Source organism: Acinetobacter sp. YH01021, assembly GCF_013420255.1.
Classification (GTDB): Bacteria; Pseudomonadota; Gammaproteobacteria; order Pseudomonadales; family Moraxellaceae; genus Acinetobacter.
Genome location: NZ_VOYO01000008.1, coordinates 56,919 through 74,004 on the forward strand (window position 1 = coordinate 56,919; position 17,086 = coordinate 74,004).

At 45.0% G+C, this 17,086-nt stretch carries 16 protein-coding genes; 13 read left to right on the forward strand and 3 right to left on the reverse strand.

Translation table 11 applies throughout. From position 1 onward, the window contains the following. Positions 1-17 precede the first annotated feature (17 nt). Together FTT86_RS08015 and FTT86_RS08020 are read right to left on the reverse strand one after the other, a co-directional pair. Positions 18-749 (reverse strand): Fic family protein, encoded by a 732-nt coding sequence (locus tag FTT86_RS08015; RefSeq protein WP_180180968.1) that lies wholly within the window; start codon positions 747-749, stop codon positions 18-20. A gap of 341 nt (positions 750-1,090) precedes the next feature. After that, positions 1,091-2,029, reverse strand: coding sequence for a LysR family transcriptional regulator (locus FTT86_RS08020; protein ID WP_180180969.1), 939 nt, complete (start codon positions 2,027-2,029; stop codon positions 1,091-1,093). A gap of 117 nt (positions 2,030-2,146) precedes the next feature. Here FTT86_RS08020 and FTT86_RS08025 point away from each other — a divergent pair, with 117 nt between their 5' ends. From FTT86_RS08025 to FTT86_RS08045, 6 genes are all read left to right on the forward strand, one after another. After that, on the forward strand, positions 2,147-3,112 hold the full coding sequence (locus FTT86_RS08025) for an MFS transporter (RefSeq protein WP_257229628.1): 966 nt from the start codon (positions 2,147-2,149) through the stop codon (positions 3,110-3,112). Between the two features lie 21 nt (positions 3,113-3,133). Beyond that, positions 3,134-3,475 (forward strand): hypothetical protein, encoded by a 342-nt coding sequence (locus tag FTT86_RS16100; protein WP_253143803.1) that lies wholly within the window; start codon positions 3,134-3,136, stop codon positions 3,473-3,475. Positions 3,476-3,505: 30 nt separating this feature from the next. Beyond that, entirely contained in the window at positions 3,506-5,029 is a 1,524-nt protein-coding gene (locus tag FTT86_RS08030; protein WP_180180970.1) for a M81 family metallopeptidase, read from the forward strand. Between the two features lie 330 nt (positions 5,030-5,359). Continuing rightward, positions 5,360-6,583 (forward strand): efflux RND transporter periplasmic adaptor subunit, encoded by a 1,224-nt coding sequence (locus FTT86_RS08035; protein WP_180180971.1) that lies wholly within the window; start codon positions 5,360-5,362, stop codon positions 6,581-6,583. Next, entirely contained in the window at positions 6,580-7,803 is a 1,224-nt protein-coding gene (locus tag FTT86_RS08040) for an ABC transporter permease (protein WP_180180972.1), read from the forward strand. Before FTT86_RS08035 ends, FTT86_RS08040 begins: the two co-directional genes overlap by 4 nt. Beyond that, a complete protein-coding gene (locus FTT86_RS08045) occupies positions 7,796-8,512 on the forward strand; it encodes an ABC transporter ATP-binding protein (protein ID WP_180180973.1) in 717 nt (238 codons plus the stop codon). Before FTT86_RS08040 ends, FTT86_RS08045 begins: the two co-directional genes overlap by 8 nt. Before the next feature lie 320 nt (positions 8,513-8,832). Here FTT86_RS08045 and FTT86_RS08050 read toward each other — a convergent pair whose 3' ends face one another. Continuing rightward, a complete protein-coding gene (locus tag FTT86_RS08050; RefSeq protein ID WP_004646199.1) occupies positions 8,833-9,333 on the reverse strand; it encodes a Dps family protein in 501 nt (166 codons plus the stop codon). Positions 9,334-10,092: 759 nt separating this feature from the next. Between FTT86_RS08050 and katE the strand changes: the two genes are divergently transcribed. The 7 genes from katE (at position 10,093) to FTT86_RS08085 (ending at position 17,068) form a co-directional block, all read left to right on the forward strand. After that, a complete protein-coding gene (gene katE, locus FTT86_RS08055; protein ID WP_044111259.1) occupies positions 10,093-12,216 on the forward strand; it encodes a catalase HPII in 2,124 nt (707 codons plus the stop codon). A gap of 69 nt (positions 12,217-12,285) precedes the next feature. Beyond that, a complete protein-coding gene (locus FTT86_RS08060; RefSeq protein WP_044111274.1) occupies positions 12,286-12,495 on the forward strand; it encodes a hypothetical protein in 210 nt (69 codons plus the stop codon). A 52-nt stretch (positions 12,496-12,547) separates the two neighbouring features. Further along, positions 12,548-13,531, forward strand: coding sequence for an acyl-CoA dehydrogenase (locus FTT86_RS08065; RefSeq protein WP_180180974.1), 984 nt, complete (start codon positions 12,548-12,550; stop codon positions 13,529-13,531). Beyond that, a complete protein-coding gene (locus tag FTT86_RS08070; protein WP_180180975.1) occupies positions 13,519-14,304 on the forward strand; it encodes a PIG-L deacetylase family protein in 786 nt (261 codons plus the stop codon). The genes FTT86_RS08065 and FTT86_RS08070 overlap by 13 nt, the downstream gene beginning before the upstream one ends. Next, positions 14,294-14,908 (forward strand): class I SAM-dependent methyltransferase, encoded by a 615-nt coding sequence (locus FTT86_RS08075; protein WP_180180976.1) that lies wholly within the window; start codon positions 14,294-14,296, stop codon positions 14,906-14,908. Before FTT86_RS08070 ends, FTT86_RS08075 begins: the two co-directional genes overlap by 11 nt. Next, complete coding sequence (locus FTT86_RS08080; RefSeq protein ID WP_180180977.1) at positions 14,905-15,618, forward strand: glycosyltransferase family 2 protein; 714 nt, start codon at positions 14,905-14,907, stop codon at positions 15,616-15,618. The genes FTT86_RS08075 and FTT86_RS08080 overlap by 4 nt, the downstream gene beginning before the upstream one ends. Before the next feature lie 205 nt (positions 15,619-15,823). After that, positions 15,824-17,068 (forward strand): MFS transporter, encoded by a 1,245-nt coding sequence (locus tag FTT86_RS08085; protein ID WP_180180978.1) that lies wholly within the window; start codon positions 15,824-15,826, stop codon positions 17,066-17,068. Positions 17,069-17,086 lie beyond the last annotated feature (18 nt).

The window sequence follows — 17,086 nt, forward strand, 5'->3', positions numbered from 1 at the left end:
GCGATGAGAGAGGATTTTTATATTCCTAAAACCATCTGATACGGTTTAAAACCCTCTAATACAGCCTCGGAAACTAACTGAATAAAAGCTTCAGTATTTCCATAAGCCATCCACTGATCTAGGGCTTCATAGTAGGCTAATCGATTTTCAACTGTTATTACACAAGGTGGATAACCAGCTTTAAGCAATTCGAGATTCATCAATAGACGTGATGTACGTCCATTGCCATCAATGAATGGATGGATGCCTACAAAATCTGCATGTACTTTAGCTGCACGTTCAATGGGATGAAGCTTATGTGCCTCTGAATTGTACCAATCGACTAGCTGAGTCATTTTGTCATTGAGCAATGTATAGTCCGGTGGTGTAATTGTAGCACCTGATATCAGAACGTTTTGCTGACGATAACGTCCAGCATTATCATCATCAATATTCTTTAAGATAAGCTGATGGATATTACGAATTTGCCACTCAGAAAAAGGCTCCTCTTTCCGAATGATATCTTCAACATAGTAAATTGCATTTCTATGGTTGATCGCTTCGAAGTGTTCTCTTAATGCCTTTCCACCAACAGTAATACCTTCGAGTACTACTTTTGTTTCTAGCAGGGTGAGGGTATTACCTTCAATTGCATTCGAATGATAGGTCCAACGGACAATAAGATCTTCTTGTAAATTTTTGACAATTGATGGAGAAAGAGGGCGATGTTGATCTAATTTTTTCTTTAAATCATCAATAATTTCAAACATTACCTTGTCCCTGAATATATCTAAAAGAATGATACATCAAAAAAGAAAATCAAAGAAATGATATGTTATAACATATTATTTTATGGTGAGCTCGATGTTGGTATAATCAGTATGCCACTTCAAATCCTGAATTCGGATTTGAACATGATTTTAAAGTGATTCAATGCATTAAATCTAATTTGGGTCAAAATTGGGTCAATGAATTTTTTTATTAAATAAAATACATGTAGAATTAATAGGTTAGGATTTGAGTTCAATTGACGCCACCTCCACCAAAATTATTGTTATAAATCAGCCGCTTAATTAAGTGGCTTTTTTATTGCCTAAATTTTATAAGCAATTTAAAAGATCAAATCAAAACTAGAATGAATGCGCTCGATTAATAAATGCTTCGACTCTGACAAATGGGTGTTTTTACGAACCATCAGTTGGGTTTGAGCCGTGTTGCACAGTTCGGAATCAATAGTTAAGGCAACGGCCTGACCTTCTTTAACTGCATCTGCGATATCTGCATAGCGCATGGCAGAAATCCCATGTCCAGCCACCACATAATTTTTTAAGGCATAAATAGAATTGGTGGTCAGGCCAATATTCAGGTTCACTTGTAAGCGTACCATTTCACTGTCGAGTAGCTGACGAAAACCATGCCCTACGGGCATTAAGGCAAATTTATAGGCTGAAATTTCAGAGAGACAAATACGATGCTTGAGCTTGGCAAGAGGATGACCGGCAGGAACAGCCAGAATAAAAGGTTCTGTTTTATGAGCAATGGTGCTGATGTCTGTATGAAATGGAGGATTATACGCCAATCCAATATGCGCCAGGCTGTCCACAATATGTCGTACCACATGCTGGGCACTCATTAATTCTAACTGGATTTCAAGATTTGGATATTTATGATGCACATGTCGAAGTACATCATAAATCATATGTTGCATATAACTTTCGCTTGAAACAATATTCACTTTGCCAAGTTGAGAAGATTGCAGCTGAAATAAACTGTCAAATAATTCATTTTCACGATTTTTATTTTCCTTGAAATACTCAAGTACCAGATAGGCGGCTTCAGTCGGAATAATATGCCGTCCCTTACGTTTGAACAGGTTTATTTTTAATTCTGATTCAAAGAGTTGAATTTGTCGGCTCATGGCGGACTGTTCAATATTCAGGATATCTGCCGCTTTGCGCATCGAGCCAAACATCATCACCGTATAGAAATAACGCAAACGCTTTTCATTGATTCCGTTCAGTGGCGCAAGGAATTGCAAGTTTCTGTCCATAAAAACTCTGATGCTTTTAAAGCATCAGTATGCCGAATAAATTACATTGTTATCAAGTCAGGAGCATGCTTACATTGTTTTGAACAATAAGAAGATCTAGATAAAAAGGAGTTTTAGATGGATTTAATGACCTCCCATCAGCAACGGTTAGACCAGATTTACAAGAAAGTAAGCTGGCGACTACTGCCATTTTTATTGCTGTGTTATTTCTTTACTTATCTGGACCGGATCAATATCGGATTTGCCAAGTTGCAAATGCAACAGGAGCTGGGCTTTAACGATGCAATTTATGGCATGGCAGCCGGCATATTCTTTTTAGGTTATGTGCTGTTTGAAGTGCCGACCAACCTGTATTTTGAAAAAGTCGGCGCCAGAAAAACCATTACCCGTATCATGATTTTGTGGGGCCTGACCTCCATGTCGATGCTGTTTGTCACCACCCCACAAATGTTTTATATCTTGCGCTTTTTGTTGGGTGTATTCGAAGCCGGTTTTGCCCCGGGCATGATTTTCTATCTGACCTATTGGTATTCCGGTGCACGCATTGCACGTGTGATGGCGATTGTTATGCTGGCTGGGCCGCTCGCTGGCATGTTAGGTGCGCCGTTATCGACGCAAATTATGAGTACTTTCCATCAGATTTATAATCTTTCTGGCTGGCAATGGTTATTTTTATTAGAAGCTGTGCCAACCGTGCTATTGGGTTGCGTAGCGTACTTTTATTTAACCGATCATCCTTCACAAGCAAAATGGCTGTCTCAAGAGGACAAAGCCTTATTGGTGAAAGAAATTTCCCAACATCAGTCTGCCACTGGTCATAGTAATTTTAAAGCGGTATTAAAGGATCCCTGGATTTATTTCATGGCCTTGGCCTACTTCACCATTATCTGTGGGATCTATGCGATTGGCTTCTGGCTACCATCTTTACTGAAGTCGGGCGGTATCCAGAATTTGCAGATGATTGGCTGGCTGGTGGCGATTCCATATTTATGCGGCGCAATTTTCATGATCATTTTTGCCCGCAGCTCGGACAAATGGCAGGAACGGAAATGGCATTGTGTAGTGCCGACGGTATTGGCCTGAGTCAGCTTGATGTTGTCGGTGATGAGTGCGAATTTCCTGCTGTCCTTTATTGCGATCTGTACCGCAACGGCCTTTATGTTTAGTGCCTATACCATTTTCTGGTCGATTCCATCGAAATACTTAAGCGGTAGTGCGGCAGCAGGCGGAATTGCCTTAATTAACAGTATTGGATTACTCGGTGGTTTTGTCAGTCCAAATATTATGGGCATGGCGCAGTCAATGACCGGTTCCATGCTGGCAGGCTGGTTCACGATTGCTGTGATCATGATGCTCGGTGGCGCTTTCCTGATTTATGCCTTCAGACTGAAAAAGCAAGCTGCGCCTCAGCAAACAACACACACTGCTCTAATCGTCGATAAATAATGAATACTTAGCTTAGGAGGGATTCAAGATATGAAGAAAATCATCATTGCGGGCTTTCAACATGAAACCAATACCTTTGCCCAGACCAAAGCAAGCTACGCGGATTTTGTCCAGGGCGGGGGATTTCCGCCGCTCAGCCGCGGCACAGATATCCTGAAATTTCGGGAACAGAACATTCCGATTGGCGGTTTTATCCAGCAAGCAGAACAATTCGGTTATCAACTTTTACCGGTAATCTGGGCGGGCACTTCACCTTCAGCACATGTAGAGCAGGACACTTACCAGCGGATCTGTGATGAAATTATTGCGAGCATCCAGCAGCATCCGGCAGATGCGGTATATCTGGATCTGCATGGCGCCATGGTCAGTGAACAGGTGGATGATGGTGAAGGCGAATTGTTAAGACGGGTTCGTGAAGCAGTCGGGCCGGACATTCCGGTAATTGCCAGTCTGGATTTCCATGCCAATGTCACGCAAACGATGTTTACTTATAGTGATGTACTGATTTGCTATCGAACCTATCCGCATGTAGATATGGCCCAAACCGGACAACGCTGTGCCCAACTACTGAATCAAATATTCCAAGGCAAAAAGCTGTACAAGCAAATGTATAAGCTGCCATTTTTGATTGCGCTGAATGCACAATGTACCGAGCTGGAACCTACCCAGTCTTGTATGAATTTACTTGAACAGCTAGAGCAAAATAATTCTGTCCAGATGAATTTCACCCCGGGTTTTCCGGCGGCAGATTTTGAGGAATGTGGCGGTTGTATCTGGGGCTATAGTGAAAATGCTGTGCAGTTAGATCAGGCCATGCAACGCTATATCGCCCATGTGCTGCAACAAGAAGCGCATTGGAATATGGACTTTTTATCACCCGATCATGCTGTGCAGCAGGCACTTCAACTTTATCAACAGCATCATTCGACCAAACCCGTGGTGATTGCAGATACTCAGGATAATCCGGGAGCCGGTGGTGATTCGAATACGACCGGGATGTTATCGGCGCTACATCGGCATCAGGTTAAAAATGCATTGCTTGGTCTTATTGTAGATCCCGTGGTAGTGCAACAAGCATATCAGCTTGGGCTTGGTCAGCATTTTTATGCGCAACTGGACGGAACATCAGGTATTGCGGGGGATGTCCCATTTAGCGCTGAATTTAAAATCAAAGCCTATAGCGATGGGAAATTCAGCTATGGCGGGCCCATGATGCATGGCGTTGAGGCGGATATCGGTCCGAGTGTATTACTGGAAATAGATGGTATTGAAATTGCAGTCAGTTCCTACAAAGCCCAGTTGCTCGATCGTAATATGTTTAGAATTTTTGGTGTTGTGCCTGAAGATAAAACGATTGTCGTGGTGAAAAGCTCGGTACATTTTCGTGCAGATTTTCAGGACATGGCTGCTGCTATTTTGGTCGCGAAAGCGCCTGGTGCCATGAAAGCAGACCCGAATGATCTGCCTTGGCAAAAGATTGATCCTGATAGACGGCTTGTGCCGATGGGCGAAAGTCTGGCGCAACGTGATCAGCCATTGCATCGTACTGTTTAACATTTAACTAATATCCAATTAACACCTAAGCGATTGAACAGGCTAGATCCATCACGATCAAGCCTGTTTTTTTGATCACATCTCCATTTCCTTAAACTCAATACAATTTTCTGGTACCTGATCCCGCGTCTGAATCTGCCAAAGATGGACTAGTCTGATATCAAACAGGGCTAGCTAAAAAAAGCGGACAGGAATTCAACATTCTTTTCAAACTCAACAAAATACCTATAATTCCAATTAGAAACTTGTTGTAAATTAAACCTTAGGAAAAAAACAAATACAGTTTTGACTTTCTTATTTCAAATTAGACGAATCAATCGGAGATTCTCATTGCGCGCTGCCCGCTATAAAATTTTGCTCATTATGGTATTGCTACTGGCAGTAGGGTTTGCTCTATTTCGCTGGTGGCAGGGGCCAGTGGTGCCTAGTTATACGCTGAGTGCCATGCCGCTGGTACAAAATGTTGTTGCGACCGGACGTGTTGCGACAGTCTCACGTGCCCAGGTAGGCAGTGAAATTAGTGGTGTGGTTCTGCAACGTCTGGTGCAGGAAGGCGATCAGGTTAAACCGGGTGATCTGCTAGTGGTATTGAAATCGGATGAATTGCTGGCCCAAGTCAGACAGGCCGAGCTGGCATTGACCGAATTGGCAAGCAGCCGACGGCCACAGGCTGCAGCAGAAATGGCCAGTGCCAAAGCCCAGCTGGAGCAGGCCAGCCGAGAAGCAGCACGTAGACGTAATGCAGAAGCCGGCATCCTGTCGAGGGAAGAAGTCGAACAGGCTGTGGAAGCAGAAAGAGTCGCGCGCAATAATTATGAGACAGCTCGGGTAAAAGCAGCCGCATTGGCTGCGGGTCAAGTCGAAGAAGCGTCGCTTCGGGAACAGCTTGCAGTGGCACAGGCTCAACTGGCCAAAACTAAGATTCGGGCTGCGGTCGCTGGCACAGTACTGACACGGGATGTCGAGCCAGGTGATCTGGTTCAGCCGGGACAAACTTTATTTACCATTGCATTAACAGGGAATACAGAAATCCGGGTGCCGCTAGATGAGCGTAATTTACCGCAACTGGCCTTGCAGCAAAATGCGACCGTGATTAGCGATGCCTATCCGGATCAGTCTTTCCCGGCCCGGATTAACTTTATTGCGCCAAGTATTGACCCACAGCGCGGTACAGTAGAAGTCAGGTTAACCGTCAATCCAGTACCTGATTTTCTGCGTCAGGACATGACGGTATCGGTGAATGTCGAGACGGCCAAACGAGCACGGGCACTGGCTATTCCGAATGATGCTTTAAGCAGTATCAAGGGAGATAAAGCTGTGGTCTTAATGGTACGTGATGGAAAAGTACAGCGTCAGCAGATTACTTTAGGTTTGCGTGGCCTGGCCATGTCAGAAGTGAAATCCGGCCTGAGCGAGGGTGATCAGGTGCTGGCAGATGCCGAATCTTCATTGGAGGATGGCACCAGAGTTCGCTTAAAACCACAACAGAGCTCATTGCTGAATTCTGCTGATACGGCCAATAGCAAAAATGAATTACCGGTGAACTTCGATTGAAAAACTTATTCGGGCGGCTCTGGATCGAATGGAAAATCGCGGTCAGTTTTTTGCGCGAGGGTCGCGCGCAGTCCATCATGATCACCATCGGGGTCGCCGTGGGCGTGGCAGTAATCGTCTTTATCACCGCGTTGATTCAGGGGCTGCAAGCCAATATTGTCGAACGTACCTTAGGCACACAGGCGCATATACGCCTGTTGTCACCGGATGAAGTCAACCGGATTGTGTCACCTCCCGCCGGAACAGTGCAATTATTGCAGGAAGACAAACGGGCACAGCGCCTGCGTTCGATCAATAATTGGCAACAGATTACCGAAACACTAGACCAGTTGCCTGTACTGACCGCCGTCTCGCCGGTAGTGTCTGGTCCTGCCTTTGTACAACGGGGTGATGCGATCGAATCAGTGGCCTTGGTCGGGATGAATTTGGAGCGTTATCAGCAGATCATTCCATTAAAAGAATATTTAACCAGTGGTCAGTTGCGGGTTGGCGCGGATGATGTACTGATTGGCAGTCAATTGGCCAAAGACCTCAGTGTTCAGGTCGGCAGCAAGTTGCGACTGGATACTGGCCAACAGAATAGTGCCTTGGTGAATATTGCCGGTATTTTTGAACTGGGCGTACGTGAACTGGATGCGCGTTATGTCTATCTGGATATCAAGCAGGCGCAGTCCTTACTCGGTCTGCCGGGTGGCGTAACAGTGATTGACCTGACCATTGCCAATATTTTTGAGGCAGACCAGGTTGCAGCACAAGTCGGACGCCTGACCTCATTAAAAGCCGAAAGCTGGATTGAAACCAATGCCCAACTGATGAATGCCATTACTGCACAAAGCCTGTCGACCAATATGATTATTGTCTTTGTCGCAATTTCGGTGGCTTTCGGGATTGCCAGCGTCATGTCCGTCAGTGTGGTGCAGCGCACCCGGGAAATTGGTATTTTGCGGGCGACAGGTGCGACCCAATCGCAAATCCTGAGGGTTTTTCTGTTTCAGGGTGCAATCTTTGGCTTGCTCGGTTCAGTGCTGGGCAGCATAGTCAGTTATGGCCTGGTGGGGGTATTTAATAATTTTGGGCCGGGATTATTCTATATTCCAATTTCGATTGAACTGGTGATTTTAGCGCTATTGTTGGCGACATTAACAGGTGTACTGGCGGCAGCGGTGCCATCACACCGGGCAGCAGCACTCGATCCGGTGGAGGCGATTCGTCATGTCTGAACAATCTCAGGAAGTCTTGCATCTGGAAGCGCTACGCAAGTCTTATAATATTGGCCAGCCCAATGAAGTGGAGGTCTTGCATGGCATTGACCTGCGCATTGATCGCAACGACTTTGCGGCACTCATTGGCCCTTCCGGTTCTGGTAAAAGTACCTTACTGAATATTCTGGGACTGCTAGATAAACCAACGAGCGGCGAGCTGTATTTGTTGGGACAACCTACCAGTGCGATGGATGATACCGGCCGTACGGCGCTGCGCGGCAACAGCATTGGATTTGTATTTCAGTTTCACCATCTGATTCAGGCATTTAGTGCACTGGATAATATTCTCATGCCTTTAATGATGGCGCATGGCAAACCGAATCAGCAGGCAATGCAACGCGCACGTGATTTACTAGCGGCAGTGGGACTGGAAAAATTTGCTGAACGTAAACCGAATGAACTTTCCGGAGGACAGCAGCAGCGGGTGGCCATTGCCCGGGCTTTGATTACTGAGCCGGCATTATTATTGGCCGATGAACCTACAGGTAATCTGGATACCCAGACCGCGGCTGATATGTTTGAACTGTTTCGTAAAGTGCATCGTGAACGCGACTGCGCCGTACTTTTGGTCACGCATGATCCGCGCCTGTCCGCCACTTGTGATCGCACCATTAATCTGGTCGATGGCCGGATTGAAAGTGATTCGAGCAATCCGCATCAAGATTAAGCTGTACTGTAAGGAGCCAGGAGGGCCAATTTCCTGAAGCGGAAGACAACGGGATTTCTTATTTAAAACTGCCTTTAAATTATTTCCATGCCTGAGATTGAAATAAACGCGTCATTCAAAAAGGATGTACGCGATTGCCTACATCCTTAAATTTTGATGGTTTAATTTTAATGATTCTGTCTTTCAGGTTGATCTAATCATTGAACGCCGGTAAATCATATCTAATCAAAGCGTCAGGATGAAGCCGAACTTTAATGGCACTGCCGCAAGTTTCTATTTCATCCTGTGAATAAGCTTGATCTCAAAGATTCAATCCGACTTTATTGTTCCAGATTACTTCTCAGCATCCAGGCCGTTTTTTCGTGGACTTCCAGTCTTTGCGTGAGAATGTCAGCAGTCGGCTGATCATTGGCTTCTTCAATGATCGAGAAAATACTTCTGGCAGTACGTGCCACAGTTTCATGTGCATCTACCAGTAAACGTATCATTTCTTCAGCTTTAGGCACACCTTCGACTTCTTTAATGGAGGTGAGTTTTACAAACTGTTTATAAGTACCGGGTGCTGCAAAACCCAAAGCCCGAATACGTTCAGCAATGATGTCCAACGCATTCCATTGCTCGGTATATTGAGTCATAAACATGTTGTGCAGGCTGTTGAACTGGGGGCCGGTGACATTCCAGTGGAAATTATGGGTCATCAAATACAGGGTATAACTGTCTGCTAAAAGTCTGGATAAACCATCGACAATTTTGGCGCGATCATCATGCGAAATCCCGATATCAATTTTCATTGCTTTAGATTCTTTTTTAGAAGAGGCCATGCTCTTACTCCTTCAAACTTAACGCGATACGGTGTATTAAAATAAAGTCGGATGTATCTGAAGCCCGAGCCAAGAGATGAAATGATCTCTATGACTTTGTATTTGATCTAACAGGCTAAGAGATTTAAGTGGTTATAAGTTATAGATATTAGATCAATATAAAGGCAGGAAGTTTAGTCATTATGTATAAGCAGGACGCGGGATTGTAACTATTTAAATCTGTCAAATTTTGACTATACTTCAGCGGTAGCACGTTAATTTCTCATAGCAAATTGAACTTCTAAAAAGTCCTAATCATTTCAGGATTGAAACATCGTTTTGGGTTATGACGCTTATTTGTGAGCAAGATCACATATCACCATACTGAATCTTTATTTCGAAATATCTCTGTGAAATTTTAATATTTTATTTTAAATAAATAACTTAGATAAAAATTTAAATCATAAATAAACTCGAAATTTATAAAAAATAACACAATGCTGCCTTAATTAAACAAGGCACTACAAACAATAATAAATCTCTTTCTCAAATGCAGTTATGTTAGGACACAGGCGAAACCAATAACAATATTCCCAGAAAAGCAAAAATGCTTCGAGTCAGCATATTCAGAAGAAATGTGAGGCTGATACAGGATCGGCTGTAGCAGATTGACTTGCGGGATGATTTTGATTCGGTAAGCCATGCAATATATAAGCTCAAGCGACTTTGAGATAGACCAAAAATATCTGAACTAAACTCAAGCTCAGCAAGGAATACATCATGAAAATTAAGGCCAATAGCCCCGCGACTGGTAAAGACGGTTTAGACAAACAAAATACCAATAAAAAAAGTGAACAGCTCGACGCATATCGCAGTGATGCGACCGAACAGGCACTCACTACCAATCAAGGGGTTAAAATTTCCGATAACCAGAACAGTCTCAAGGCAGGCGTTCGCGGTGCGACCTTGATCGAAGATTTTATTCTCCGGGAAAAAATTACCCATTTTGACCATGAGCGAATTCCAGAACGTATTGTGCATGCCCGCGGTGTCGGCGCACATGGCTATTTTGAGGCTTATCCGGGGAATGAAAAACTGACCAAGGCAGGCTTCCTGACCAATACCAGTGTGCAAACGCCAGTATTTGTGCGTTTTTCTACCGTACAGGGACCACGTGGTTCAGCAGATACGGTACGTGATATCCGTGGTTTTGCCACCAAGTTTTATACGGATGAAGGTAACTTCGATCTGGTAGCGAATGATGCGCCGGTATTCTTTATCCAGGATGGGATCAAGTTCCCGGATTTTGTACATGCAGTCAAACCTGAACCTCAGACCGAGATTCCTACCGGTGCATCTGCACATGATACTTTCTGGGATTTTGTTTCTTTAGTGCCTGAATCTGCACATGCGGTGATGTGGGCCATGTCGGATCGGGGTATTCCGCGTAATTTAAGAGCCATTCAAGGCTTTGGTGTACATACTTTCCGTTTTATCAATGCCGAGAATAAAGCGGTTTTTGTTAAATTCCACTGGACGCCAAAACAGGGTCTAGCCCAACTGGTCTGGGATGAAGCACAAAAACTGGCGGGTAAAGATCCGGATTTCCATCGTCGTGACTTATATGAAGCGATTGCCTCCGGTAACTATCCGGAATGGGAGTTGGGTGTACAGGTCGTCCCAGAAGAAGATGAGATGAAGTACGACTTCGACTTGCTGGACCCAACCAAAATTATTCCGGAAGAACTGGTGCCGGTGACGCCGATTGGCAGAATGGTGCTGAACCGTAATGTCGATTATTTCTTCGGTGAAACCGAGCAGGTGGCATTCTGTCCGGGACATATTGTGCCAGGACTGGATTTTACCAATGATCCATTATTGCAGGCCCGTCTGTTCTCTTATACCGATACTCAGCTCAGCCGTTTAGGTGGTCCAAACTTCCACCAGATCCCAATTAACAAGCCGGTTTGTCCATTCCACAATAACCAGCGTGATGGTTTACACCAGCGTATTGTACATACCGGTCAAGCCAGTTATGAGCCGAATTCGATTGACAATAACTGGCCGACTGAGACTCCGCCAGCCGAACAAGGCGGTGGTTTTGAAAGCTATCAGGAGCGTATTGATGGACACAAGATCCGTCAGCGTAGCGAATCATTCAGTGATCACTTTAGTCAGGCCCGTCTTTTCTACCGCAGCCAGGCACCACATGAGCAAAAGCACATTGTCGATGCCTATGTCTTCGAGCTGAGCAAGGTGGAGCGCAAATATATTCGTGAACGTGAAGTACTTGAAGTGCTCTGCAATATCGATCTGGACTTGGCACAGCAGGTTGCTGACCAATTGGGTATTGAAATTCCGGCAGAGAAAATGGCGGCAAAATTGCCAGAGGTGCAGGTTTCACCACGTTTATCTTTTGAGGCATTTAAACCTGAAGATATTAAGGCACGCAAAATTGCGCTATTGGTGCACGACAAGGCCAATGAGGCCAGTATCAAAGCTGTTCAAGCTTGGGCAGAATCAGAAGGGGCTGTGGTCGATGTACTGACCCCAAAACCGGGCCCGGTACTGGGTCAGCAAGGCGAGGTGATTCCTTCCGATGGTATGCAAAAAGCAGAACCATCCATTGCCTATGATGCCGTGGTGATTGCTGACGGTGATAATTACGATGTGGTAATGAAAGACGGTGTGGCGACTCATTATCTGCTGGAAGCCTACAAGCATTTAAAACCAATCGTGTTCCTGGGTGATAAAGGCAAGCTGATTGAGGATCTGCGCTTGGTTAGCGATGAAGGAACTCTGGCAAACGGACAGTTTGCAGCAGTACAAGATAGCTTCAAGACTTTGATCCTGAACCATCGTGTCTGGGCGCGTGAAGCGATTGCGGAAGCAATTCCTGCCTAAACGATCCAATTTATGTTAGAGGATAGAGGCTCCGGCTTCTATCCTCATGGTTTCAAAATGGATGAAGAGATGGTGAGACCGGACGTCAAAAAGTTGTTAGCACAAGCACAGCAAGCCAAATGGAGCAGAGAGCAGGATATCTATCTCATTGAACATAATCATTTGCCTTTAACTGAACTGATGCAGCAACTCTGTTTCAATGAAGAAGAGATTAATGCACGGCGTAAGATATTAGGGCTGACCACACGTTTAAAACAAATGCGCAAGCTTTCTCATTAACTGACTTTACAAACAAAACAAATTTATCCGTATTTTATGAGGAACCGCATGCATGAACCTCGGTTCAATATTACAACGATTTGAAAATTCTCCTCTGGAGCTACAAGAAAAAATTCAGCACACTTTAATGGAACTGGTGGCGATTTCCGACCAGGTGCCTTATCCCGCTTCTGGAGCAACCTTAAAACGCTGGCAGATGCTTAGTCAGGTTTCGGCAAGCAATTTGAGCCTGGGCAAACTGTATGAATCGCATTTAGATGCTTTAGCTATTCTGCATGAACTGAATATTCCGGTAGAACAAAAAGGCTTATGGGCAGTATGGGCGGCAGAAGGCGGTCCCAAACCTTTAACATTGCAAGCAGGAAAGCTAAGCGGAATTAAGCCCTGGTGTTCTGCATCGGTCTGGGTGCAACACGGTCTGCTGACTTACCGTGATGAGCAGCAACAATCCCAATTACTGATTCTAGATTTGTCACAAGAAGGCATTCAGCATCATCAGGATGCCTGGCAGGCAGTGGGCATGCAGCATACCTTGACTGCCCGGCTGGAACTGGATCATGTTGAGGTGGGAAAAGTCGCAGCTCCAAATGCCTATCTGGATCGGCCCGGATTCTGGCATGGCGCCGCAGGTGTGGCCGCGTGCTGGTATGGCGCAACCGTGCGTTTGGCTGAATATTTAAGACAGGCAGTATTGTTAAAACCGCATGCCTATAAGGCCATGTATCTCGGTGAAATTAGTCGGGAGCTTTTAGCGACACAGTCCTTATTTTATCAAGTTGCTGCATTGATTGATCAGCAACCGCAACACGCACATGAGTTAAAGATTCGTAGCCTACGTGCTCAGGTGGAAGCGACTGCCTTAAATGTACTAACTCATGTAGGTAAGGCACTTGGTGCTGGGCCGTATTGTGAGCATCCGCATTTCGCTCGGCTTGCAGCAGATCTTCCGGTATTTATTCGTCAAAGTCATGCTGCATTTGACTTGGAGCGGATTGGCGAGCTGACTGCACAGGAGGAACAATTATGGACGTTATAAGACATGAGATTGTAGGGGATCGTGTCATCCATGGTGAAGGCACAAGACTTGAAGAATGGCGTTCCTGTCAGATCCTGCAACAGATGCCGGAATTTGATATTCCTAAGGTTATTCCTCTAGATGCCAGAGTCTGCATCATTGCCCCTCATCCTGATGATGAAATTTTGGGCTGTGCAGGTCTGATTCAGCGTCTGGACAAACTTGGCTATCAGATCATACTTTTTGCCGTTACCAATGGGACAGCCAGTCATCCCGGCTCTAGTCTATATACTCCCGAAGAGTTGAACCAGATTCGTCCTGCTGAAACGCGAGCAGCTTTAGAAGTGTTACCTTTAAAACAGAATATCTTGCGGATCGCTTTAGATATTCAAGATGGCAAGGTGGCCGAACAGCGGGATGTGTTGCAACAGCATCTGCAATCTTATCTGCAACCGAATGATGTGTTAATTAGCACATTTGTTCATGATGGACATCCAGATCATGAAATTACGGGGCAGGTCACACAGCAGCTGGCCACTGAACTTCATTTGCCCTGTATTCAGGTCTTGATTTGGGCATGGCATTGGGCAACACCTGGAGATACCAGAATTCCCTGGACCGTCGCTCATCAACTCAAATTAACTGAGGAAGAATTACAATATAAGTCTCGAGCTGCGCGGTGTTTTAAGAGCCAGATCGAGCTTGATCCGACGATAGATCAATCACCGATTCTGCCAGAGCAGGCATTACAACGTATTTTACAGCCCTGGGAGGTGTATATGTATGAACAGTAAAGCAGCCTATGATCAGGAATATTTCGATGCCTTATATGCACTGAATCAGGGAGATCCCTGGCAATATGAACAGCGTTGGTATGAACAGCGCAAACGGCAGATTTGTCTGGCGATCTTGCCGCACTTGCAGTTTGACTCCGCGATTGAGATTGGTTGCAGTAATGGCATCTTTAGTCAGGAACTGGCGCGGCGGACAAATAGCTTAATGTGTCTGGATGCCAATAATACTGCGATCCATTTGGCGCAGCAGCGTTTACAAGCTTATCCGCATGTACAGGTGTTACAGCGGATCGTGCCAGATGATTTGCCCGAACAGAAATTTCAGCTCATTGTCGTCAGTGAGATTTTATATTATTTGAACCCGATTGCTCTGCAACAGGTGCTGACATGGCTGCATACTGCACTGGAACCGGGCGGATGTATCTTGAGTTGTCATTGGCGCGCGCCAATCTCGGGATTTAGCCTAAATGGTGAAGATGTCCATCAGTATCTCAAAGCGCATTTAAACTATTCCCATCGTTTAAGTTTGCAGGATTCCGATTTTTTGATAGATCTCTGGATGAATTCAGCGCAATCCGTAGCAGAGCAGGAGGGCTTAAGATGAAAAAAATCGGTGTGGTGATTCCGGCCTGTAATGAAGAAGCCTATATTGAACGCTGTCTGTTAGCCTTAAAATCAGCACAAACTTATTTTTTTCAATACTTTAAAACAATGGAAAATCTTCCTGAAATCCAGATTCTCGTGGTCTTGGACCATTGTACTGATAGCACCGCCGTTAAAGTTCAGCAAATGGGCATTCCGGCTATGAGCTGCGACTTCCGAAATGTCGGTAAGGCACGCCATTTGGGGATTCAGCAGATGATCGAGCAAGGTTGTGATTGGATTTGCTGCACCGATGCGGATTCTTTTGTACAGTGTGACTGGTTTCAGATGATGTTACAGCATCAACCCACCGATGCGATTTGTGGTGTGGTCGAGCTGGATCAATGGGATCATTTAAGCCGGAAAACCCGTCAGGCTTATCTCCGACATTATCAGGACAGCATGGGACATCGGCATGTTCATGGCGCAAACCTGTGTTTTAAAGCTTCGGCTTATATACAGGTCAATGGGTTTCAGCAACTGGACTGTCATGAAGATGTCGATTTCATCCGTCGTTTAGAAAAAGCTGACGCGCAGATTGTCTGGTCGAATCAGCTGAGAGTCACCACCAGCAGTCGTCTTAGCTCAAAAATTGCCGCAGGCTTTGCACATTTTCTACAAAAACTTGAGCTTAAGCAGGCCGCGGAAAAACCGATCAGCCTATGCAAATAAAAGCATAAAACTATAAATTTTATACAATCAGATACTTGTAAAAAATCTTAAAATTCGGTTCTAAAAACTATTCCATTTAAATTTATTCTGTTTATAATTCACGCAAATTCAGCCCCGCAAACTTATACATTCTAGCTATAAGTCTGTGGGGTTTTTCTATGGATGATCGGTAATGGATGCCTGAGCCTTCTTTTTTGGTAATACAATGTTCAATCAAACACTGCTTTCTCGAATTCAGTCTCCATCACCATATCTATGGCAGAAAATAGCGACTGCGTTGTGCTTCTTTAGCTTGGGCTTTAGTACTGCGGCTTGGGCACCCTTAATTCCATATGCACAGCAGCGCCTGTTATTAAATCATGCTGATTTTGGCCTTTTATTGCTGTGTGCCGGGATTGGTTCAATGTTGGCGATGCCACTGGCCGGCCGACTGGCCAATGCCTTAGGTTGCCGTACTGTTTTAGCCGTAATTCTCAGTGCATTTTTGTTCATTCTGCCTGCTCTGGCTTATAGTCCGAATCATTTAATGATGGCCATCAGCCTGTTTTTCTTTGGTGCCAGTGCCGGGGCTTTGGGCGTGACTGTCAATATTCAGGCTGCACAGATTGAGAAAAAACTCGGTAAAAGTTTAATGTCGGGTTTTCATGGGGTGTGTAGTTTAGGTGGTCTGGCAGGCGTACTGGGTATGACCATGTTAATGGGTTTTGGCTTGGCGCCTTTAACTGGTGCGGTGATTGTCAGTGTGATTTTGCTGCTTATTGCCTTATTTGCTGTTCCTTTAAGTTTGGGTGCTGAGCCAAAAACAGCGGTAGAAGACACATCATCAGAACAGCCAGTGAAAAAAGCAGCACCGACCTGGGCGATTTTAGGCATTGGTCTGATCTGTTTTGTGGCTTTTCTGTCAGAAGGTGCCGCTATGGACTGGAGTGGTATTTATCTTGCTACTGAGTTCAGCCTGCCTGCGGCGCAAACCGGTTTGGCTTATAGTTTCTTTGCGGGTTTGATGGTGTTGGGACGCTTTAGTGGACACCTGATTATTCAGCAGTTTGGTGAAAAAAATACGATTCTGTTAAGCGCCCTCTTGGCTGCAACCGGTTTATTAACCGTAGTCTTTGCACCAGTCTGGCAAGTAGTGTTGGTGGGTTATGCGATTTTAGGTTTAGGTAGTGCCAACATTGTACCGCTGATGTTTTCCCGTGCAGGACGTCAAAAAACTTTGGCTTCACATGTGGCATTGTCTTATGTATCGGTATTTGCTTATACAGGTTCATTAATTGGACCGGCATTGGTCGGCTTCGGCAGTGAAATCATCGGATTGAGCTTAGTATTTAGCGTCATTGCGATTGGTCTATTGAGTATTGTGATTTTGAATCATCTCACTGCAGACCCAAACGAAGTACAACAAAGCGAAGAGATTGTGGCTCCTCTTCAAAACGAAACACCAGCTTAATGCTGGTGTTTTTTTACT

Coding starts and splice junctions, on each gene's coding strand:
- FTT86_RS08015 (WP_180180968.1), bottom strand. CDS start 749: ATGTTTGAAATTATTGATGATTTAAAGAAAAAATTAGATCAACATCGC.
- FTT86_RS08020 (WP_180180969.1), bottom strand. CDS start 2,029: ATGGACAGAAACTTGCAATTCCTTGCGCCACTGAACGGAATCAATGAA.
- FTT86_RS08025 (WP_257229628.1), top strand. CDS start 2,147: ATGGATTTAATGACCTCCCATCAGCAACGGTTAGACCAGATTTACAAG.
- FTT86_RS16100 (WP_253143803.1), top strand. CDS start 3,134: ATGAGTGCGAATTTCCTGCTGTCCTTTATTGCGATCTGTACCGCAACG.
- FTT86_RS08030 (WP_180180970.1), top strand. CDS start 3,506: ATGAAGAAAATCATCATTGCGGGCTTTCAACATGAAACCAATACCTTT.
- FTT86_RS08045 (WP_180180973.1), top strand. CDS start 7,796: ATGTCTGAACAATCTCAGGAAGTCTTGCATCTGGAAGCGCTACGCAAG.
- FTT86_RS08050 (WP_004646199.1), bottom strand. CDS start 9,333: ATGGCCTCTTCTAAAAAAGAATCTAAAGCAATGAAAATTGATATCGGG.
- katE (WP_044111259.1), top strand. CDS start 10,093: ATGAAAATTAAGGCCAATAGCCCCGCGACTGGTAAAGACGGTTTAGAC.
- FTT86_RS08060 (WP_044111274.1), top strand. CDS start 12,286: ATGGTGAGACCGGACGTCAAAAAGTTGTTAGCACAAGCACAGCAAGCC.
- FTT86_RS08065 (WP_180180974.1), top strand. CDS start 12,548: ATGAACCTCGGTTCAATATTACAACGATTTGAAAATTCTCCTCTGGAG.
- FTT86_RS08070 (WP_180180975.1), top strand. CDS start 13,519: ATGGACGTTATAAGACATGAGATTGTAGGGGATCGTGTCATCCATGGT.
- FTT86_RS08075 (WP_180180976.1), top strand. CDS start 14,294: ATGAACAGTAAAGCAGCCTATGATCAGGAATATTTCGATGCCTTATAT.
- FTT86_RS08080 (WP_180180977.1), top strand. CDS start 14,905: ATGAAAAAAATCGGTGTGGTGATTCCGGCCTGTAATGAAGAAGCCTAT.
- FTT86_RS08085 (WP_180180978.1), top strand. CDS start 15,824: ATGTTCAATCAAACACTGCTTTCTCGAATTCAGTCTCCATCACCATAT.